Consider the following 20,130-nt stretch of genomic DNA (forward strand, 5'->3'; position numbering starts at 1 on the left):
TGGTATTGATTAAGCAACAGAAAAGGCATTCAATTCAATAATCAAACAACAAAAAGCCGCCTTCACTTTTGATTCGTCAAAATTTAACGCTAGAATAGAGTGATTCATTAATCTTCATAAGAAAAAGCTATGGAAAATTATCAGATCGATAATCTGGACCGCGGCATCCTGGAGGCGTTAATGGCCAATGCCCGTACCGCCTATGCCGAACTGGCGAAGCAGTTTGGCGTCAGCCCGGGGACGATTCATGTTCGTGTAGAGAAGATGAAACAGGCGGGGATCATTACCGGGGCACATATCGATGTCAGCCCAAAACAGCTGGGTTATGACGTCTGCTGCTTTATTGGCATTATTCTTAAAAGCGCAAAAGATTATCCTTCCGCGCTGGCGAAGCTGAACGCTCTCGATGAAGTCACAGAGGCGTACTACACCACCGGCCACTACAGCATCTTTATCAAGGTGATGTGTCGATCCATAGATGCCCTGCAGCAGGTACTTATCAACAAGATCCAAACAATCGATGAAATTCAGTCCACCGAGACGTTGATCTCCCTGCAAAACCCGATCATGCGTACCATTCGCCCCTGATCGGGCAAATCCATACCCACATTTTCCACAGGTAGATCCCAGCCCGTTCACAGCGTACAATGACCCCCTCTTTATCTGAGCGAGCGATCATGGCGGACATTACCCTTATCAGTGGCAGCACCCTTGGCGGCGCGGAATATGTAGCGGAACATCTGGCTGAGAAGCTGGAGGATGCGGGATTTTCCACACAAACGCTGCACGGGCCTTTGCTTGAAGATCTCCCGACTGATGGGGTCTGGCTGGTGATCACCTCCACGCATGGCGCAGGCGATCTTCCGGATAACCTGCAACCTTTATATGACGAACTGCAGGAACAGCAGCCAGACCTGTCAAACGTGCGTTTTGGCGCAGTGGGTATTGGCAGCCGTGAATATGACACCTTCTGCGGTGCTATAGAGAAAGTGGAAGCCGCTGTCACCGCCTGCGGAGCTAAACAGGTGGGTGAAACGCTGAAGATCAACATCCTCGATCATGATATTCCGGAGGATCCGGCTGAGATCTGGCTGGGTGAATGGAAAAATTTACTCAAAAACGATTAAAGATCGCGCGAACAGATGTGGATAACTCTGGTTAAAAGCTCGTATTAAGCAGTAGTTATCCAAAGAACAACGTTGAAGTCGTTTTTGCCCTGTGTATAAAGTCGCGATCTGATCCCAGCTTATACGGGCCAGGATCACCGATCATTCACAGCAAACGATCCTTTCTAACCCCATGATCTTCTTTATGAGATCGGACTTATCCACAAAGGTCCGCGATCCTAATAAGAGATCACAATAGAACAGATCTCTAAATAAAAAGATCTTCTTTTTAATAGCCCAGGATCCCAATGCTTTCTCGAAAGACTAAAGTTGAGTAGAATCCACGGCCCGGGCTTCAATCCATTTTCATACCGCTTTACGCGAGGCAGACCACCATGTTTTATCAGGATCCTTTTGACGTCATCATCATTGGCGGGGGTCACGCAGGCACTGAGGCCGCAATGGCCGCAGCGCGAATGGGTCAGCAGACCCTGCTTTTGACACACAATATCGACACGCTGGGACAAATGTCCTGTAATCCGGCGATTGGCGGCATTGGGAAAGGACACCTGGTAAAAGAAGTGGATGCACTTGGCGGCCTGATGGCGAAAGTCATCGATCACGCAGGCATTCAGTTTAGGATACTAAACGCCAGTAAAGGCCCCGCTGTGCGTGCGACCCGCGCTCAGGCAGACCGCGTGCTTTATCGTCAGGCGGTGCGTACCGCCCTGGAGAATCAGCCGAACCTGATGATCTTCCAGCAGGCAGTGGAAGATCTTATCGTGGAGAACGATCGTGTCGTTGGCGCGGTTACCCAGATGGGGCTCAAATTCCGCGCCAAAGCGGTTGTTCTGACCGTCGGGACATTCCTGGACGGTAAGATCCATATCGGTCTGGATAATTACAGCGGTGGACGTGCTGGCGATCCGCCATCTATCCCACTGTCACGCCGTCTGCGTGAACTTCCGCTGCGTGTCAGCCGTCTGAAAACCGGTACTCCACCGCGTATTGATGCGCGCACCATTGATTTCAGCGTGCTGGCACAACAGCACGGCGATAACCCAATGCCGGTCTTCTCGTTCATGGGCAATGCAGCGCAGCATCCGCAGCAGGTACCGTGCTATATCACGCATACCAACGAAAAAACCCATGACGTGATCCGCAATAACCTCGATCGCAGCCCAATGTACGCCGGCGTGATCGAAGGGATCGGCCCACGCTATTGCCCGTCGATCGAAGACAAAGTCATGCGCTTTGCCGATCGTAACCAACACCAGATCTTCCTGGAGCCTGAAGGGCTGACCTCGAACGAAATCTATCCGAACGGCATCTCCACCAGCCTGCCGTTCGATGTGCAGATGCAAATTGTTCGCTCAATGCAGGGGATGGAGAATGCGAAAATCGTTCGCCCTGGCTACGCTATTGAGTACGATTTCTTCGATCCGCGTGACCTGAAGCCAACCCTGGAGAGCAAATTCATCCACGGTCTGTTCTTCGCAGGTCAGATTAACGGCACCACCGGTTACGAAGAAGCTGCTGCACAGGGCCTGCTGGCCGGTCTGAACGCCGCCCGTTTCTCTGCCGAGAAAGAGGGCTGGGCTCCGGCGCGTTCTCAGGCTTATCTGGGCGTGCTGGTCGACGATCTCTGCACGCTGGGCACCAAAGAACCGTACCGTATGTTTACCTCTCGCGCGGAATATCGCCTGATGCTGCGCGAAGATAACGCTGACCTGCGTCTGACCGAAATGGGCCGTGAGCTGGGTCTGGTGGATGACGAACGCTGGGCGCGCTTCAACGAGAAACTGGAGCGCATTGAGCAGGAACGTCAGCGCCTGAAAACGACCTGGGTTAATCCGCAGGCTGAAACCGCTGCGGAAGTGAACGCTCACTTAACTGCGCCGCTCTCGCGCGAAGCCAGCGGTGAAGATCTGCTGCGTCGCCCGGAAGTGACCTATGAGAATCTGGTGAAACTCACCGCCTTTGCCCCGGGTCTTGAAGACGCTGAAGCGGCAGAGCAGGTTGAGATCCAGGTGAAATACGAAGGTTACATCGCGCGTCAGCAGGATGAGATCGAAAAGCAGCAGCGTAACGAAAACACGCTGCTGCCGGAAATGCTGGACTATCGTCAGGTGACGGGGTTGTCCAACGAGGTGATCGCCAAGCTGAACGATCACAAACCGGTGTCGATCGGCCAGGCCTCCCGCATCTCGGGCGTTACCCCAGCAGCGATTTCGATTCTGCTGGTGTGGCTGAAAAAGCAGGGCATGCTGCGCCGCAGCGCGTAATATGTGTAATTCGCCCGGTGGCGCTGCGCTTACCGGGCCTACAGAACTCCGTAGGGCGGGTTAGCGAAGCGTCACCCGCCACTTAAGTCTCTCAACAGGTATTCACCGTGCTCAATAAACTCTCTCGTCTGCTGGATCAGGCAGGTATTTCGCTCACCGATCACCAGAAAAATCAGCTGGTGGCCTATGTCGATATGCTGAACAAATGGAATAAAGCGTACAACCTCACCTCCGTACGCGACCCCAACGAGATGCTGATTCGCCATATTCTCGATAGCATTGTGGTTGCGCCGTACCTGAACGGTGAGCGCTTTATCGATGTGGGCACGGGTCCTGGCCTGCCGGGTATTCCCCTGTCAATTGTCCGCCCGGAAAGCCATTTCACGCTGCTGGATAGCCTTGGCAAGCGCGTGCGTTTTTTGCGCCAGGTACAGCATGAGCTGAAGCTTGAGAACATCACGCCTGTGCAGAGCAGGGTAGAGGAGTTCCCGGCAGAGCCACCGTTCGACGGGGTTATCAGCCGTGCGTTTGCTTCGCTTAATGACATGGTGAGCTGGTGTAAGCACTTACCGGCAGAGAATGGCCGTTTTTATGCGCTGAAAGGGCAGTTGCCCGGCGATGAAATTGAACAGCTTCCGGACGGTTTTGCCGTCGAGTCCATTGAGAAATTACAGATTCCTCAGCTCGAAGGCGAACGTCATCTGGTGATAATTAAGCCAAACAATTTTTAAAAAATTAATAAAAAATGTGGAATTTGTGCTGTTCTGTCAGTGTTAAAAAACAGCACAACACAACGGATTTTGCCGGAGAGAATTTAACCGTGTTTTTACTAAGGGTTTTCTAATGGTTAACTTCCTCACCATTGTTCACCCTGAAGATAATCAACCACGAAAATATCAGCCTGCTAAAAGTGGAAAGCAGCAACCAGAATGCAATGTTAAATATTTATTAAGAATGTCAATAAAAGGTTTTTATTGTATACGGGGCTGTTTTGAAAATAGTTGCGACATTTTATCTTTAATTTCAGAAAGATGAAATTAAGCGATTTACGAGTTTGATAAATACAACCTTATCGCAAATGTGTATTTTGTGATCTCGTGCACGCTTTGTAGTCAACGTTTTCGCGCTGTTTGCAGTTTTGCTCGAAGGTCGGGGCTTTCATCAAAAGTTGAAAAATAGCGGCGGGGAAAAATATTTAAACATTTATTCACCTTTTCGCTACTTAATGTTTGAAATCACGGGTGCGCACCGTATAATTTGACCGCTTTTTGATGCTTGACTCTGAGCCTTAAAGGACGTTTTATACGACACGCGGCATACCTCGAAGGGAGCAGGAGTAAAAACGTGATGTCTGTGTCGCTCTTGAGTAGAAACGTTGCTCGTAAGCTTCTGTTCATTCAGTTTCTGGCTGTGATAGCAAGTGGACTGCTGTTTAGCCTCAAAGACCCCTTCTGGGGCATCTCCGCCGTGTGCGGGGGTTTGGCGGTTGTGCTGCCAAACGTGTTGTTTATGATTTTTGCCTGGCGTCATCAGGCGCATACACCTGCCAAAGGCCGCGTGGCCTGGTCCTTCGCCCTCGGCGAAGTGTGTAAGGTGTTGCTGACCTTTGCTCTACTGGTGATGGCGCTGGCGGTTTTGAAAGTGGTATTCATGCCGCTGATAGCTACGTGGGTTTTGGTGCTGGTGGTACAAGTTCTGGCTCCAGCTGTAATCAATAACAAAGGGTAAAAGGCATCATGGCTTCAGAAAATATGACGCCGCAGGATTACATAGGTCACCATCTGAATAACCTTCAGCTGGACCTGCGTACATTCTCGCTGGTGGATCCGCATAACCCCCCGGCCACCTTCTGGACGATCAACATCGACTCCATGTTCTTCTCGGTGGTTTTGGGTCTTCTGTTCCTGGCCATGTTCCGCGGTGTTGCTAAAAAGGCGACCAGCGGTGTTCCAGGGAAATTCCAGACGTTCGTTGAGATGATCATCGGCTTCGTCCATGGCAGCGTGAAAGACATGTACCATGGTAAGAGCAAGCTGATTGCGCCACTGGCACTGACCGTGTTCGTGTGGGTCTTCCTGATGAACCTGATGGACCTTCTGCCTATCGATTTCCTGCCGTGGATTGGCGAACATGTCTTCGGTCTGCCTGCTCTGCGCGTGGTTCCGTCTGCTGACGTGAACATCACCCTGTCGATGGCGCTGGGCGTGTTTATCCTGATTCTTTTCTACAGCATCAAAATGAAAGGCGTAAGCGGCTTTGTGAAAGAGCTTACCTTGCAGCCGTTCAACCACTGGGCGTTTATTCCGGTCAACCTGATCCTGGAAGGCGTTAGCCTGCTGTCCAAACCTGTTTCACTGGGTCTGCGACTGTTCGGCAACATGTATGCGGGTGAGCTGATTTTCATTCTGATCGCGGGTCTTCTGCCGTGGTGGTCACAGTGGGTTCTGAATGTGCCGTGGGCCATTTTCCACATCCTGATCATTACGCTGCAAGCCTTTATCTTCATGGTTCTGACGATCGTCTATCTGTCGATGGCGTCTGAAGAGCACTGATTTTTTACCAACACTACTACGTTTTAATTGAAACAAACTGGAGACTGTCATGGAAAACCTGAATATGGATCTGCTGTACATGGCTGCCGCTGTGATGATGGGTCTGGCGGCTATCGGTGCTGCGATCGGTATCGGCATCCTCGGGGGCAAATTCCTGGAAGGCGCTGCGCGTCAACCTGATCTGATTCCTCTGCTGCGTACTCAGTTCTTTATCGTTATGGGTCTGGTGGATGCTATCCCAATGATCGCTGTAGGTCTGGGTCTGTACGTGATGTTTGCTGTCGCGTAGTAGTTGTTTTAAAACCCCAAGCCACAGAAATTTAAGAGGTATTGTGCTGTGAACATGAACGCAACAATCCTCGGCCAGGCCATCGCGTTTATTATCTTTGTCTGGTTCTGCATGAAGTATGTATGGCCGCCTTTAATGGCTGCCATCGAAAAACGTCAGAAAGAAATTGCTGACGGTCTGGCTTCTGCAGAACGTGCAAAGAAAGATTTGGACCTTGCACAGGCCAACGCGACAGACCAGCTGAAAAAAGCGAAAGCGGAAGCTCAGGTAATCATCGAACAGGCTAACAAACGCCGTTCTCAGATCCTGGACGAAGCCAAAGCTGAAGCAGAACAGGAACGTACTAAGATCGTGACACAGGCTCAGGCTGAAATTGAAGCTGAGCGTAAACGTGCTCGTGAAGAACTGCGTAAGCAGGTTGCGATTCTGGCTGTTGCTGGCGCCGAGAAGATCATCGAACGTTCCGTGGATGAAGCTGCTAACAGCGACATCGTGGACAAACTTGTCGCTGAACTGTAAGGAGGGAGGGGCTGATGTCTGAATTTGTTACGGTAGCTCGCCCCTACGCCAAAGCAGCTTTTGACTTTGCTGTCGAACACCAAAATGTCGATCGCTGGCAGAATATGCTGGCGTTTGCCGCTGAGGTGACGAAAAACGAACAAATGGCCGAGTTGCTTTCTGGTGCATTAGCACCTGAAACCCTCGCCGCGTCGTTCATCGCCGTGTGCGGAGAGCAACTGGATGCCAACGGTCAGAACCTGATTAAGGTAATGGCAGAAAATGGTCGTCTCCGTGTGCTCCCGGATGTTCTCGAGCAGTTTGAGCACTTACGTGCCCTTAGTGAAGCTACTGCTGAAGTTGAAGTAACTTCTGCGACTGAACTGAGTCATGAACAGCTTGCGAAAATTACCGCCGCGATGGAAAAACGTCTGTCACGCAAAGTTAAGCTGAATTGCAAAATCGATAAGTCTGTAATGGCAGGCGTAATCATCCGCTCGGGTGATATGGTCATTGATGGCAGCGTACGCGGCCGTCTTGAGCGCCTTGCAGACGTCTTGCAGTCTTAAGGGGACTGGAGCATGCAACTGAATTCCACCGAAATCAGCGAACTGATCAAGCAGCGCATTGCTCAGTTCAATGTTGTGAGCGAAGCTCATAACGAAGGTACTATTGTTTCTGTAAGTGACGGTGTTATCCGCATCCACGGCCTGGCCGATTGTATGCAGGGTGAGATGATTTCCCTGCCGGGTAACCGTTACGCTATCGCACTGAACCTGGAGCGCGACTCCGTAGGTGCAGTTGTGATGGGTCCATACGCTGACCTCGCCGAAGGCATGAAGGTTAAGTGTACTGGCCGTATTCTGGAAGTTCCGGTTGGCCGTGGCCTGCTGGGTCGTGTTGTTAACACCCTGGGTGCACCAATCGACGGTAAAGGTCCGGTTGAGCACGATGGCTTCTCTCCAATCGAAGTTATCGCACCGGGCGTTATCGACCGTCAGTCCGTAGATCAGCCTGTTCAGACGGGTTATAAGTCCGTTGATGCCATGATCCCAATCGGTCGTGGTCAGCGTGAACTGATCATCGGTGACCGTCAGACCGGTAAAACCGCGATGGCTATCGATGCCATCATCAACCAGCGTGACTCCGGCATCAAATGTGTGTACGTGGCTATCGGCCAGAAAGCGTCCACCATTTCTAACGTGGTTCGTAAACTGGAAGAGCACGGCGCGCTGTCTAACACCATCGTTGTTGTGGCTACCGCTTCTGAATCTGCTGCACTGCAATACCTGGCGCCATACGCCGGTTGTGCAATGGGTGAATACTTCCGTGACCGCGGTGAAGATGCACTGATCGTATACGATGACCTGTCTAAACAGGCTGTTGCTTATCGTCAGGTGTCCCTGCTGCTCCGTCGTCCACCAGGACGTGAAGCGTTCCCTGGCGACGTATTCTACCTCCACTCTCGTCTGCTGGAGCGTGCTTCCCGCGTTAACGCGGAATACGTCGAGAACTTCACCAAAGGTGAAGTGAAGGGTAAAACGGGCTCTCTGACCGCGCTGCCGATCATTGAAACCCAGGCGGGTGACGTTTCTGCGTTCGTTCCGACCAACGTAATCTCCATTACCGATGGTCAGATCTTCCTGGAAACCAACCTGTTTAACTCCGGTATTCGTCCGGCGGTTAACCCGGGTATCTCCGTATCCCGTGTAGGTGGTGCTGCTCAGACCAAGATCATCAAGAAACTGTCCGGTGGTATCCGTACCGCGCTGGCACAGTATCGTGAACTGGCTGCGTTCTCTCAGTTCGCATCCGATCTGGACGAAGCAACCCGTAAACAGCTGAGCCACGGTCAGAAAGTGACCGAGCTGCTGAAGCAGAAACAGTACGCACCTATGTCTGTTGCTCAGCAGGGCCTGGTACTGTTCGCGGCTGAACGCGGTTACCTCGAAGATGTGGAACTGGCGAAAATCGGTAGCTTCGAAGCCGCTCTGCTGGCTTACGTCGACCGTGATCACGCTCCGCTGATGCAAGAGATCAACCAGACCGGTGGCTATAACGACGAAATCGAAGGCAAGCTGAAAGCTATCCTCGATTCCTTCAAAGCAACCCAATCCTGGTAATCGTCCGGCGGCTTGTCTCAGGACAAGCCGCCTGGCATTGAGGAGAAGCTCATGGCCGGCGCAAAAGAGATACGTAGTAAGATCGCAAGCGTCCAGAACACGCAAAAGATCACTAAAGCGATGGAGATGGTCGCCGCTTCCAAAATGCGTAAATCGCAGGATCGCATGGCGGCCAGCCGTCCTTATGCAGAAACCATGCGCAAAGTGATTGGTCACCTTGCAAACGGTAATCTGGAATATAAGCACCCTTACCTGGAAGAACGCGACGTTAAGCGCGTGGGCTACCTGGTGGTGTCGACCGACCGTGGTCTGTGTGGCGGCTTGAACATTAACCTGTTCAAAAAACTGCTGGCGGATATGAAAGGCTGGTCCGATAAAGGCGTTCAGTGCGACCTCGCATTGATCGGCTCTAAAGGCGTCTCTTTCTTTAACTCCGTTGGTGGCAACATTGTCGCTCAGGTGACCGGTATGGGTGATAACCCGTCCCTGTCCGAACTGATCGGCCCGGTTAAAGTGATGTTGCAGGCCTATGATGAAGGCCGTCTGGACAGACTGTACGTTGTCAGCAACAAATTTATTAACACCATGTCTCAGGTGCCAACGCTCACTCAGATGCTGCCTTTACCGGCTTCAGAAGATGACGAGCTGAAACAGAAAGCCTGGGATTACCTGTATGAACCCGATCCGAAACCGCTGCTGGATACCCTGCTGCGTCGTTACGTTGAATCTCAGGTTTATCAGGGCGTTGTAGAAAACCTGGCCAGCGAGCAGGCCGCACGAATGGTGGCGATGAAAGCCGCGACCGATAATGGCGGCAGCCTGATTAAAGAGCTGCAGTTGGTTTACAACAAAGCTCGTCAGGCCAGCATTACTCAGGAACTCACCGAGATCGTCTCGGGGGCCGCCGCGGTTTAACCAGGTTTACGAATTACGTAGAGGATTCAAGATGGCTACTGGAAAGATTGTCCAGGTAATCGGCGCCGTGGTGGACGTCGAGTTCCCTCAGGACGCCGTACCACGCGTGTACGACGCGCTTGAGGTACAGAATGGTAACGAGAGCCTGGTGCTGGAAGTTCAGCAGCAGCTCGGCGGCGGTATCGTGCGTACCATCGCGATGGGTTCTTCCGACGGTCTGCGTCGTGGTCTGGAAGTTAAAGACCTTGAGCACCCGATCGAAGTCCCGGTAGGTAAAGCAACACTGGGTCGTATCATGAACGTATTGGGTCAGCCAATCGACATGAAAGGCGACATCGGTGAAGAAGAGCGTTGGGCTATCCACCGCGCGGCACCTTCCTACGAAGAGCTGTCCAGCTCTCAGGAACTGCTGGAAACCGGTATCAAAGTTATCGACCTGATGTGTCCGTTTGCGAAGGGCGGTAAAGTTGGTCTGTTCGGTGGTGCGGGTGTAGGTAAAACCGTAAACATGATGGAGCTGATCCGTAACATCGCGATCGAGCACTCCGGTTACTCCGTATTTGCGGGCGTAGGTGAACGTACTCGTGAGGGTAATGACTTCTACCACGAAATGACCGACTCCAACGTTCTGGACAAAGTATCCCTGGTTTACGGCCAGATGAACGAGCCACCAGGAAACCGTCTGCGCGTTGCGCTGACTGGTCTGACGATGGCTGAGAAGTTCCGTGACGAAGGCCGTGACGTTCTGCTGTTCGTTGATAACATCTACCGTTACACCCTGGCCGGTACTGAAGTATCTGCACTGCTGGGTCGTATGCCTTCAGCGGTAGGTTATCAGCCTACGCTGGCGGAAGAGATGGGTGTTCTTCAGGAACGTATCACCTCTACCAAAACCGGTTCTATCACCTCCGTTCAGGCGGTATACGTACCTGCGGATGACTTGACTGACCCATCACCAGCAACCACCTTTGCGCACTTAGATGCAACCGTGGTACTGAGCCGTCAGATCGCGTCTCTGGGTATCTACCCGGCCGTTGACCCGCTGGACTCCACCAGCCGTCAGCTGGATCCACTTGTTGTTGGTCAGGAACACTACGACACCGCGCGTGGCGTACAGTCCCTGCTGCAGCGTTACCAGGAACTGAAAGACATCATCGCCATCCTGGGTATGGATGAACTGTCTGAAGAAGACAAACTGGTGGTAGCACGTGCGCGTAAGATCCAGCGCTTCCTGTCCCAGCCGTTCTTCGTTGCGGAAGTATTCACCGGTTCTCCAGGTAAATACGTTTCCCTGAAAGACACCATCCGTGGCTTTAAAGGCATCATGGAAGGCGAATACGATCACCTGCCAGAGCAGGCGTTCTACATGGTTGGTTCCATCGAAGAAGCTGTGGAAAAAGCCAAAAAACTTTAACGCCTTAATCGGAGGGTGATATGGCAATGACTTACCACCTGGACGTCGTCAGCGCAGAGCAACAAATGTTCTCTGGTCTGGTCGAGAAAATCCAGGTAACGGGTAGTGAAGGTGAACTGGGTATCTTCCCGGGTCACGCACCGCTGCTCACCGCCATTAAGCCTGGTATGATCCGCATCGTTAAACAGTTCGGACACGAAGAGTTTATCTATCTGTCCGGCGGCATTCTTGAAGTGCAGCCTGGCAGTGTGACCGTTCTGGCCGATACCGCTATTCGTGGCCAGGATCTCGACGAAGCGCGAGCCCTGGAATCGAAGCGTAAGGCTGAAGAGCACATTAGCAGCTCTCATGGTGACGTGGATTACGCTCAGGCGTCTGCGGAGCTGGCCAAAGCGATCGCCAAACTGCGCGTTATCGAGTTGACCAAAAAAGCGATGTAACACCGGCTTGAAAAGCACAAAAGCCAGTCTGGATACCAGGCTGGCTTTTTTTTCGTCCTTAATTCATGACGAAAAAGATGTAGAATTTTAAGCACCAAACGTTTTTACTTCTCACTCAAACTACCGTCAGGATGCGTATGTCAAACAGTGCGATGAGCGTGGTGATCCTTGCCGCAGGCAAAGGTACCCGCATGTATTCCGATCTGCCTAAAGTGCTTCATACACTGGCAGGAAAGCCAATGGTGCAGCATGTTATTGATGCAGCAAATGAATTGGGCGCTCGCCAGGTTCACCTGGTCTATGGCCACGGCGGCGATCTGCTTAAAAAGACGCTGAGCGATGACAAGCTCAACTGGGTGCTTCAGGCTGAACAGCTGGGAACCGGCCACGCAATGCAGCAGGCAGCACCGTTCTTTGCCGATGACGAAGACATTCTGATGCTCTACGGCGATGTTCCGCTGATCTCCATCGACACACTGACTCGCCTGCGTGAAGCCAAACCGCAGGGCGGTATCGGTTTATTAACCGTCGTGCTGGACGATCCGACCGGCTACGGCCGCATCACCCGTGAAAACGGCAACGTCACGGGTATCGTTGAACATAAAGACGCCAGCGAAGCACAGCGCCAGATTCAGGAGATCAACACCGGTATCCTGATGGCTAACGGCGCGGACATGAAGCGCTGGCTGTCTAAGCTCAACAACAACAACGCGCAGGGTGAATACTACATCACCGACATCATTGCGATGGCGTACCAGGAAGGGCGTGAGATTGCGGCGGTTCACCCGGCGCGTATCAGCGAAACCGAAGGGGTGAATAACCGCCTTCAGCTTTCCCGTCTGGAGCGTGTTTATCAGTCCGAACAGGCCGAAAAACTGCTGCTGGCCGGCGTGATGCTGCGCGATCCGGCGCGTTTCGATCTGCGTGGAACGTTAACGCACGGGCGCGACGTTGAAATTGATACTAACGTTATCCTGGAAGGTAACGTCACGCTGGGTAACCGCGTCAAAATTGGTGCGGGCTGTGTGATCAAAAACAGCATCATCGGTGATGATTGCGAAATTAGCCCATACAGCGTGGTGGAAGATGCCCGTCTTGACGCAGCGTGCACTATTGGGCCGTTCGCGCGTCTGCGCCCGGGGGCTGAGCTGCTGGAAGGCTCACATGTTGGAAACTTCGTTGAGATGAAAAAAGCGCGTCTGGGTAAAGGCTCTAAAGCCGGTCATTTGACCTATCTGGGCGATGCGGAAATTGGCGACAACGTGAATATTGGCGCAGGAACGATTACCTGCAACTATGACGGCGCGAATAAGTTTAAAACCATCATCGGTGATGATGTGTTTGTTGGTTCCGACACTCAGTTGGTGGCGCCTGTTACCGTGGGTAACGGCGTAACGATTGCCGCCGGGACAACCGTTACGCGCGATATCGCCGATAACGAACTGGTATTAAGCCGTGTGCCGCAGGTGCACAAGCAGGGCTGGAAACGCCCGGTGAAGAAGAAGTAACGGATTTACCCCTCACCCTAACCCTCTCCCCAAAGGGAGAGGGGATTGTTCGGTGCGGTGTTTTTCTCCCTCGCCCCTTTGGGGAGAGGGCCGGGGTGAGGGGATAATATAATCCTCCCCCCACAAGCAGTACCCATAACAATAACCCCACTCTCTACAAGGCTCGGGGCGCCCGGAAAGGGCAAATACAGGTCAGCGACAACGCATGGCATAACGCCATAATCAGGAAATCTAACTATGTGTGGAATTGTTGGCGCAGTTGCGCAGCGTGATATTGCTGAAATCCTTCTCGAAGGTTTACGTCGTCTGGAATACCGTGGCTACGACTCTGCCGGTCTGGCAGTAGTGGATGCAGAAGGTCATATGACCCGTCTGCGTCGCCTCGGTAAAGTGCAGATGCTGGCCCAGGCCGCGGAAGAACACCCGCTGCACGGTGGCACCGGTATTGCGCATACCCGCTGGGCGACACACGGCGAACCGTCTGAAGGCAACGCGCACCCGCATGTGTCTGAACACATCGTGGTCGTGCATAACGGCATTATCGAAAACCACGAACCGCTGCGCGAAGAACTGAAAGCGCGCGGCTATACCTTCGTTTCTGAAACCGATACCGAAGTGATTGCGCACCTGGTGCACTGGGAGCTGGCACAGGGCGGCACGCTACGTGACGCGGTGCTGCGCGCAATCCCACAGCTGCGCGGTGCGTACGGTACGGTGATCATGGACTCCCGCGATCCGTCCACCCTGCTGGCGGCGCGTTCCGGTAGTCCAATGGTTATCGGTATGGGCATGGGCGAAAACTTTATCGCTTCTGACCAACTGGCGCTCCTGCCGGTCACCCGCCGCTTTATCTTCCTGGAAGAGGGTGATATCGCAGAAGTGACTCGCCGCAGCGTGACGGTATTTGATACCAAAGGCGAGCAGGTGAAACGCCCTGAAATTGAATCCAATCTGCAGTACGACGCGGGCGACAAAGGCGCTTACCGTCACTACATGCAGAAAGAGATTTACGAGCAGCCAAACGCCATCAAAAACACCCTGACCGGTCGTATCAGCCACGGTGAAGTGGACCTGAGCGAACTGGGTGCCAACGCAAACGAGCTGCTCAGCAAGGTTGAGCACATTCAGATTGTGGCCTGCGGTACCTCCTACAACTCCGGGATGGTCTCTCGCTACTGGTTTGAGTCGCTGGCTGGCGTGCCGTGCGATGTGGAAATCGCCTCTGAATTCCGCTACCGCAAATCCGCCGTGCGCCGTAACAGCCTGATGATCACCCTTTCTCAGTCTGGCGAAACGGCAGATACCCTGGCGGCGCTGCGTCTCTCTAAAGAGCTGGGTTACCTGGGATCGCTGGCTATCTGTAACGTGCCGGGCTCATCGCTGGTGCGTGAATCCGATCTGGCGCTGATGACCAAAGCGGGCACTGAAATCGGCGTGGCCTCCACCAAAGCGTTTACCACGCAGCTGACGGTTCTGCTGATGCTGGTGGCGAAACTGGCGCGTCTGAAAGGGCTGGATGCTTCTGTTGAGCATGACATCGTTCATGGTCTGCAGGCGCTGCCAAGCCGTATTGAGCAGATGCTGTCTCAGGACAAGCGCATTGAAGCCCTGGCTGAAGATTTCTCTGACAAGCACCACGCCCTGTTCCTCGGCCGTGGCGACCAGTACCCTATTGCGCTGGAAGGCGCGCTGAAGCTGAAAGAGATCTCCTACATCCACGCTGAAGCCTACGCGGCAGGCGAGCTAAAACATGGCCCGCTGGCGCTGATTGACGCGGATATGCCGGTTATCGTTGTGGCACCTAACAACGAACTGCTGGAAAAACTGAAGTCCAACATTGAAGAAGTTCGCGCCCGCGGTGGTGTGCTGTACGTCTTCGCTGATAAGGACGCCGGTTTTGCCAGCAGCGACAACATGCATATCATCGAGATGCCGCATGTAGAAGAGGTTATTGCCCCTATCTTCTACACCGTGCCGCTGCAGTTACTGGCTTACCACGTTGCGCTGATCAAAGGCACCGACGTTGACCAGCCGCGTAACCTGGCGAAATCGGTCACCGTAGAATAATCCCTCCAGGCTCCACCTTCGGGTGGAGCTTTTTTACCCTGCCTGGTTTGTTTTTAATCAACGCATTCGCGTTTTTATTTATGACAATCTGTCATCTTCAGCTACTTTTTTCAGTGTCACATAAAGAAAATATTTCTGAAAAGTTGTTGTCATGATTGTGGCTAACATGATGATAAATCAGGAATCTTTTGCTGGTTTTTAAGCTAAATTTCCATTGTCATAAAACTGTCATAATTCGTACATTTATCTGTCACCTGTTTGTCCTATTTTGCTCATCGTAGCCACTTAAACAATGATTTACGAAATCCTTGCAGGAGACATTATGAAAGTTATGCGTACCACTGTCGCAACTGTTGTCGCCGCGACCTTATCTCTGAGCGCTTTCTCTGTATTCGCAGAAGCAAGCCTGACTGGCGCTGGTGCAACCTTCCCTGCGCCGGTGTATGCCAAATGGGCGGATACCTACCAGAAAGAAACCGGTAACAAGGTTAACTATCAGGGTATCGGCTCCTCCGGTGGCGTGAAACAAATTACCGCAAACACCGTTGATTTCGGCGCATCCGACGCTCCGCTGTCTGATGAAAAACTGGCTCAGGAAGGCCTGTTCCAGTTCCCGACCGTAATCGGTGGTGTAGTTCTGGCGATCAACCTGCCGGGCGTGAAGTCGGGTGAGCTGGTGCTGGACGGCAAAACCCTGGGTGATATCTACCTGGGCAAAATCAAAAAATGGGATGACGAAGCCATCGCTAAGCTCAACCCTGGCCTGAAGCTGCCTTCTCAGAACATCGCCGTGGTTCGCCGCGCGGATGGTTCTGGTACCTCTTTCGTCTTCACCAGCTACCTGGCGAAGGTGAACGAAGAGTGGAAATCTAAAGTTGGTTCCGGCTCTACCGTTAACTGGCCAACCGGTCTGGGCGGTAAAGGGAACGACGGTATCGCCGCTTTCGTACAGCGTCTGCCGGGCTCTATCGGTTACGTAGAATATGCGTACGCCAAGCAGAACAACCTGTCCTACACCAAACTGGTTTCTGCTGATGGCAAACCTGTCAGCCCGACTGAAGAGAACTTTGCCAACGCTGCAAAAGGCGCTGACTGGAGCAAATCCTTCGCTCAGGACCTGACTAACCAGAAAGGTGAAGACGCGTGGCCAATCACCTCTACCACCTTCATTCTGGTTCACAAAGAGCAGAAGAAACCTGAGCAGGGCGCAGAAGTGCTGAAGTTCTTCGACTGGGCATACAAAAACGGCGGCAAACAGGCTAATGACCTGGATTATGCCAGCCTGCCAGACAGCGTGGTTGAGCAGATTCGTGCTGCATGGAAAACCAACGTGAAAGACAGCAGCGGTAAAGCGCTGTACTAACAGGATATATTTAACGAAGATGGCGGGTGGCGCTACGCTTACCCGCCCTACGGTTAACGCTGTAGGCCCGGTAAGCGTCAGCGCCACCGGGCATATTCGTAAAAACGTCTCAAACAGAAGAGTAATTTATGGCTGCAACCAAGCCTGCATTTAACCCTCCGGGTAAAAAAGGTGACATGATTTTCAGCGCGCTGGTAAAACTGGCTGCGCTGATTGTGCTATTGCTGCTGGGCGGCATTATCGTGTCTCTGATTTTCTCCTCCTGGCCGAGCATTCAGAAATTCGGTTTCTCCTTCCTGTGGACCAAAGAGTGGGACGCGCCGAATGATATCTACGGTGCGCTGGTGCCGATTTACGGCACGCTGGTCACCTCGTTCATCGCCCTGCTGATTGCAGTTCCGGTAAGCTTTGGTATCGCCCTGTTCCTGACGGAACTGGCACCGGGCTGGCTGCGACGCCCGCTGGGTATCGCCATTGAACTGCTGGCGGCCATTCCAAGTATCGTGTACGGCATGTGGGGTCTGTTTATCTTTGCGCCACTGTTTGCCACGTATTTCCAGGAGCCGGTGGGTAATGTTCTTTCCGCTATTCCGTTTGTGGGGGCGCTGTTCTCCGGCCCGGCATTCGGTATCGGTATTCTGGCGGCTGGTGTGATCCTCGCCATCATGATTATTCCGTACATTGCGGCAGTTATGCGCGATGTGTTCGAACAAACCCCGGTGATGATGAAAGAGTCGGCTTACGGCATTGGCTGCACCACCTGGGAAGTGATCTGGCGTATCGTTCTTCCGTTCACCAAAAATGGGGTGATTGGGGGCGTGATGCTGGGCTTAGGGCGTGCGTTGGGTGAGACCATGGCGGTGACCTTTATCATCGGTAACACCTACCAGCTCGACAGTGCTTCGCTCTATATGCCGGGTAACAGTATTACCTCCGCACTGGCGAACGAATTCGCCGAAGCGGAATCCGGGCTGCACGTGGCGGCGCTGATGGAGCTGGGTCTGATCCTGTTCGTGATTACCTTCATCGTACTGGCGATCTCCAAGCTGATGATCCTGCGTCTCGCGAAAAATGAGGGGGCACGCTAATGGCAACTCTCGAAATGCAAAGCACTGCTCAGCTTGCGGAATCCCGCCGCAAAATGCAGGCGAAGCGTCGTTTCAAAAACCGTATCGCACTGACGCTCTCAATGGCAACGATGGCCTTTGGTCTGTTCTGGCTGATCTGGATCCTCTTCTCTACCGTGGTTCGCGGTATCGACGGCATGTCTCTGGCGCTGTTCACCGAAATGACGCCACCGCCGAACACGGCGGGTGGTGGACTGGCGAACGCCCTGGCAGGCAGCGGATTGCTGATCCTGTGGGCGACGGTATTCGGTACGCCGCTTGGCATCATGGCGGGTATCTATCTGGCGGAATATGGCCGTAAATCCTGGCTCGCAGAAGTGATTCGTTTCATTAACGACATTCTGCTCTCTGCGCCGTCTATTGTGGTGGGTCTGTTTGTTTACACCATTGTTGTGGCACAAATGGAACACTTCTCCGGCTGGGCGGGTGTGATTGCGCTGGCGCTGCTGCAGGTGCCTATCGTCATTCGTACCACCGAGAACATGCTCAAACTGGTGCCGGACAGCCTGCGTGAAGCGGCGTATGCGCTGGGTACACCAAAGTGGAAAATGATCTCCGCGATTACGCTTAAAGCCTCTGTCTCCGGGATCATGACCGGTATTCTGCTGGCCATTGCCCGTATCGCGGGTGAAACGGCACCGCTGCTGTTTACCGCCCTCTCCAACCAGTTCTGGAGCACGGACATGATGCAGCCGATCGCCAACCTGCCGGTGACGATCTTTAAATTTGCGATGAGCCCATTCGCGGAATGGCAGCAGCTGGCCTGGGCCGGGGTGCTGATCATCACCCTTTGCGTACTGTTGCTGAACATTCTGGCGCGCGTCATTTTCGCGAAGAAGAAACACGGTTAATTTTTTACGGCGCGGCAGCTCGCGGCGCCGAATGAGGAAATGAGTCAATGAGTATGGTTGATACTGCCCCGGGTAAGATTCAGGTTCGTGATTTGAACTTCTACTACGGCAAATTCCATGCCCTGAAGAATATCAACCTGGATATCGCGAAGAACCAGGTAACGGCATTCATCGGTCCGTCCGGCTGTGGTAAATCCACGCTGCTGCGCACCTTTAACAAAATGTACTCGCTCTATCCAGAGCAGCGTGCCGAAGGCGAAATCATCCTGGACGGTGAAAACATTCTGACCCAGGCTCAGGATATCGCCCTGCTGCGCGCCAAAGTGGGCATGGTTTTCCAGAAACCGACGCCGTTCCCGATGTCGATTTACGACAACATCGCGTTTGGTGTACGCCTGTTTGAAAAGCTCTCCCGTGCCGATATGGACGAGCGCGTGCAGTGGGCGTTGACCAAGGCCGCATTATGGAACGAAACCAAAGATAAGTTGCACCAGAGCGGTTACTCTCTCTCCGGCGGGCAGCAGCAGCGTCTGTGCATTGCGCGTGGAATCGCGATCCGTCCGGAAGTGTTGCTGCTGGATGAGCCGTGTTCAGCGCTGGACCCGATCTCAACCGGTCGTATCGAAGAGCTGATCACCGAGCTGAAGCAGGATTACACCGTGGTTATCGTGACCCACAACATGCAGCAGGCTGCGCGTTGCTCCGACCACACGGCATTTATGTACCTGGGCGAGTTGATTGAGTTCAGTAACACGGACGATCTGTTCACCAAGCCCGCTAAAAAGCAAACAGAAGACTATATCACCGGTCGTTACGGTTGATTCAGGAGCGCGCTATGGACAATCTCAATCTTAATAAACACATTTCCGGCCAGTTCAATGCAGAGCTGGAAAGTATTCGCACTCAGGTCATGACCATGGGTGGCATGGTCGAGCAACAGCTTTCTGATGCGATCACGGCGATGCATAACCAGGACAGCGAACTGGCGAAGCGCGTTATCGAAGGCGATAAAAACGTCAACATGATGGAAGTGGCGATTGACGAAGCGTGTGTGCGCATCATCGCCAAGCGTCAGCCGACGGCGAGCGACCTGCGTCTGGTGATGGCCATCATCAAAACCATCGCCGAGCTGGAACGTATCGGTGACGTAGCGGATAAAATCTGCCGCACCGCGCTGGAGAAATTCTCTCAGCAGCATCAGCCGTTGCTGGTGAGCCTGGAGTCGCTGGGCCGCCACACGGTGCAGATGCTGCACGACGTGCTGGATGCCTTTGCGCGTATGGATCTTGATGAAGCGGTGCGTATCTACCGTGAAGACAAGAAAGTCGACCAGGAGTATGAAGGCATCGTGCGCCAGCTGATGACCTACATGATGGAAGATTCACGTACGATCCCAAGCGTACTGACCGCCCTGTTCTGCGCGCGCTCTATCGAGCGTATCGGCGACCGCTGCCAGAACATTTGCGAATACATTTTCTACTTCGTGAAAGGTCAGGACTTCCGTCACGTGGGCGGCGACGAACTGGACAAACTGCTGGCGGGTAAAGATCCGAAAGAGTAATCAGTGGTTAAAATGCCCGGTGGCGCTGCGC

General features: G+C 53.1%; 20 protein-coding genes. All 20 read left to right on the top strand.

The features are described from left to right. Nucleotides 1–129 precede the first annotated feature (129 nt). Nucleotides 130–588, top strand: coding sequence for a transcriptional regulator AsnC (gene asnC, locus AC2FAK_RS21590; RefSeq protein ID WP_032615488.1), 459 nt, complete (start codon nt 130–132; stop codon nt 586–588). A gap of 89 nt (nt 589–677) precedes the next feature. Beyond that, on the top strand, nt 678–1,127 hold the full coding sequence (gene mioC / locus AC2FAK_RS21595; RefSeq protein WP_013099402.1) for an FMN-binding protein MioC: 450 nt from the start codon (nt 678–680) through the stop codon (nt 1,125–1,127). Nucleotides 1,128–1,501: 374 nt separating this feature from the next. Then, nucleotides 1,502–3,391, top strand: a complete 1,890-nt coding sequence (gene mnmG / locus AC2FAK_RS21600; RefSeq protein ID WP_095455732.1) for a tRNA uridine-5-carboxymethylaminomethyl(34) synthesis enzyme MnmG — start codon at nt 1,502–1,504, stop codon at nt 3,389–3,391. 107 nt (nt 3,392–3,498) lie between these two features. Beyond that, nucleotides 3,499–4,122 (top strand): 16S rRNA (guanine(527)-N(7))-methyltransferase RsmG, encoded by a 624-nt coding sequence (gene rsmG, locus AC2FAK_RS21605; protein WP_013099403.1) that lies wholly within the window; start codon nt 3,499–3,501, stop codon nt 4,120–4,122. 616 nt (nt 4,123–4,738) lie between these two features. Then, complete coding sequence (gene atpI / locus AC2FAK_RS21610) at nt 4,739–5,119, top strand: F0F1 ATP synthase subunit I (protein WP_008500194.1); 381 nt, start codon at nt 4,739–4,741, stop codon at nt 5,117–5,119. Between the two features lie 8 nt (nt 5,120–5,127). Further along, nucleotides 5,128–5,943: a F0F1 ATP synthase subunit A gene (atpB, locus tag AC2FAK_RS21615; protein WP_013099405.1), complete on the top strand. Its 816-nt coding sequence runs from the start codon at nt 5,128–5,130 to the stop codon at nt 5,941–5,943. Between the two features lie 49 nt (nt 5,944–5,992). After that, nucleotides 5,993–6,232 carry a F0F1 ATP synthase subunit C gene (atpE, locus tag AC2FAK_RS21620; protein WP_000429386.1) on the top strand — a complete coding sequence of 80 codons (240 nt, stop codon included), beginning with the start codon at nt 5,993–5,995 and terminating at the stop codon, nt 6,230–6,232. 48 nt (nt 6,233–6,280) lie between these two features. After that, nucleotides 6,281–6,751 carry a F0F1 ATP synthase subunit B gene (gene atpF, locus AC2FAK_RS21625; protein WP_013099406.1) on the top strand — a complete coding sequence of 157 codons (471 nt, stop codon included), beginning with the start codon at nt 6,281–6,283 and terminating at the stop codon, nt 6,749–6,751. 14 nt (nt 6,752–6,765) lie between these two features. Continuing rightward, a complete protein-coding gene (gene atpH / locus AC2FAK_RS21630; protein WP_013099407.1) occupies nt 6,766–7,299 on the top strand; it encodes a F0F1 ATP synthase subunit delta in 534 nt (177 codons plus the stop codon). A 12-nt stretch (nt 7,300–7,311) separates the two neighbouring features. After that, a complete protein-coding gene (gene atpA, locus AC2FAK_RS21635) occupies nt 7,312–8,853 on the top strand; it encodes a F0F1 ATP synthase subunit alpha (protein WP_003862367.1) in 1,542 nt (513 codons plus the stop codon). A 51-nt stretch (nt 8,854–8,904) separates the two neighbouring features. Further along, nucleotides 8,905–9,768, top strand: coding sequence for a F0F1 ATP synthase subunit gamma (gene atpG, locus AC2FAK_RS21640; RefSeq protein ID WP_003862364.1), 864 nt, complete (start codon nt 8,905–8,907; stop codon nt 9,766–9,768). A gap of 31 nt (nt 9,769–9,799) precedes the next feature. Further along, nucleotides 9,800–11,182, top strand: coding sequence for a F0F1 ATP synthase subunit beta (atpD, locus tag AC2FAK_RS21645; RefSeq protein WP_003862362.1), 1,383 nt, complete (start codon nt 9,800–9,802; stop codon nt 11,180–11,182). A 20-nt stretch (nt 11,183–11,202) separates the two neighbouring features. Next, on the top strand, nt 11,203–11,622 hold the full coding sequence (locus AC2FAK_RS21650) for a F0F1 ATP synthase subunit epsilon (RefSeq protein ID WP_006177560.1): 420 nt from the start codon (nt 11,203–11,205) through the stop codon (nt 11,620–11,622). Nucleotides 11,623–11,759: 137 nt separating this feature from the next. Next, a complete protein-coding gene (glmU, locus tag AC2FAK_RS21655; protein ID WP_045293067.1) occupies nt 11,760–13,130 on the top strand; it encodes a bifunctional UDP-N-acetylglucosamine diphosphorylase/glucosamine-1-phosphate N-acetyltransferase GlmU in 1,371 nt (456 codons plus the stop codon). Between the two features lie 237 nt (nt 13,131–13,367). Further along, complete coding sequence (gene glmS / locus AC2FAK_RS21660; protein ID WP_020690250.1) at nt 13,368–15,197, top strand: glutamine--fructose-6-phosphate transaminase (isomerizing); 1,830 nt, start codon at nt 13,368–13,370, stop codon at nt 15,195–15,197. A gap of 322 nt (nt 15,198–15,519) precedes the next feature. Continuing rightward, nucleotides 15,520–16,560 carry a phosphate ABC transporter substrate-binding protein PstS gene (gene pstS, locus AC2FAK_RS21665; RefSeq protein ID WP_058682137.1) on the top strand — a complete coding sequence of 347 codons (1,041 nt, stop codon included), beginning with the start codon at nt 15,520–15,522 and terminating at the stop codon, nt 16,558–16,560. A 128-nt stretch (nt 16,561–16,688) separates the two neighbouring features. After that, on the top strand, nt 16,689–17,648 hold the full coding sequence (pstC, locus tag AC2FAK_RS21670; RefSeq protein ID WP_013099411.1) for a phosphate ABC transporter permease PstC: 960 nt from the start codon (nt 16,689–16,691) through the stop codon (nt 17,646–17,648). Further along, a complete protein-coding gene (pstA, locus tag AC2FAK_RS21675; protein ID WP_020690249.1) occupies nt 17,648–18,538 on the top strand; it encodes a phosphate ABC transporter permease PstA in 891 nt (296 codons plus the stop codon). Before pstC ends, pstA begins: the two co-directional genes overlap by 1 nt. A 47-nt stretch (nt 18,539–18,585) precedes the next feature. Then, nucleotides 18,586–19,359, top strand: a complete 774-nt coding sequence (pstB, locus tag AC2FAK_RS21680) for a phosphate ABC transporter ATP-binding protein PstB (RefSeq protein ID WP_008500183.1) — start codon at nt 18,586–18,588, stop codon at nt 19,357–19,359. Between the two features lie 14 nt (nt 19,360–19,373). After that, nucleotides 19,374–20,099: a phosphate signaling complex protein PhoU gene (phoU, locus tag AC2FAK_RS21685; protein ID WP_008500182.1), complete on the top strand. Its 726-nt coding sequence runs from the start codon at nt 19,374–19,376 to the stop codon at nt 20,097–20,099. Nucleotides 20,100–20,130: the final 31 nt, after the last annotated feature.

This window comes from Enterobacter cloacae complex sp. 394F7 (genome assembly GCF_057320385.1).

Coding starts and splice junctions, on each gene's coding strand:
- asnC (WP_032615488.1), top strand. CDS start 130: ATGGAAAATTATCAGATCGATAATCTGGACCGCGGCATCCTGGAGGCG.
- mioC (WP_013099402.1), top strand. CDS start 678: ATGGCGGACATTACCCTTATCAGTGGCAGCACCCTTGGCGGCGCGGAA.
- mnmG (WP_095455732.1), top strand. CDS start 1,502: ATGTTTTATCAGGATCCTTTTGACGTCATCATCATTGGCGGGGGTCAC.
- atpI (WP_008500194.1), top strand. CDS start 4,739: ATGTCTGTGTCGCTCTTGAGTAGAAACGTTGCTCGTAAGCTTCTGTTC.
- atpB (WP_013099405.1), top strand. CDS start 5,128: ATGGCTTCAGAAAATATGACGCCGCAGGATTACATAGGTCACCATCTG.
- atpE (WP_000429386.1), top strand. CDS start 5,993: ATGGAAAACCTGAATATGGATCTGCTGTACATGGCTGCCGCTGTGATG.
- atpH (WP_013099407.1), top strand. CDS start 6,766: ATGTCTGAATTTGTTACGGTAGCTCGCCCCTACGCCAAAGCAGCTTTT.
- atpA (WP_003862367.1), top strand. CDS start 7,312: ATGCAACTGAATTCCACCGAAATCAGCGAACTGATCAAGCAGCGCATT.
- atpG (WP_003862364.1), top strand. CDS start 8,905: ATGGCCGGCGCAAAAGAGATACGTAGTAAGATCGCAAGCGTCCAGAAC.
- atpD (WP_003862362.1), top strand. CDS start 9,800: ATGGCTACTGGAAAGATTGTCCAGGTAATCGGCGCCGTGGTGGACGTC.
- AC2FAK_RS21650 (WP_006177560.1), top strand. CDS start 11,203: ATGGCAATGACTTACCACCTGGACGTCGTCAGCGCAGAGCAACAAATG.
- glmU (WP_045293067.1), top strand. CDS start 11,760: ATGTCAAACAGTGCGATGAGCGTGGTGATCCTTGCCGCAGGCAAAGGT.
- glmS (WP_020690250.1), top strand. CDS start 13,368: ATGTGTGGAATTGTTGGCGCAGTTGCGCAGCGTGATATTGCTGAAATC.
- pstS (WP_058682137.1), top strand. CDS start 15,520: ATGAAAGTTATGCGTACCACTGTCGCAACTGTTGTCGCCGCGACCTTA.
- pstC (WP_013099411.1), top strand. CDS start 16,689: ATGGCTGCAACCAAGCCTGCATTTAACCCTCCGGGTAAAAAAGGTGAC.
- pstA (WP_020690249.1), top strand. CDS start 17,648: ATGGCAACTCTCGAAATGCAAAGCACTGCTCAGCTTGCGGAATCCCGC.
- pstB (WP_008500183.1), top strand. CDS start 18,586: ATGAGTATGGTTGATACTGCCCCGGGTAAGATTCAGGTTCGTGATTTG.
- phoU (WP_008500182.1), top strand. CDS start 19,374: ATGGACAATCTCAATCTTAATAAACACATTTCCGGCCAGTTCAATGCA.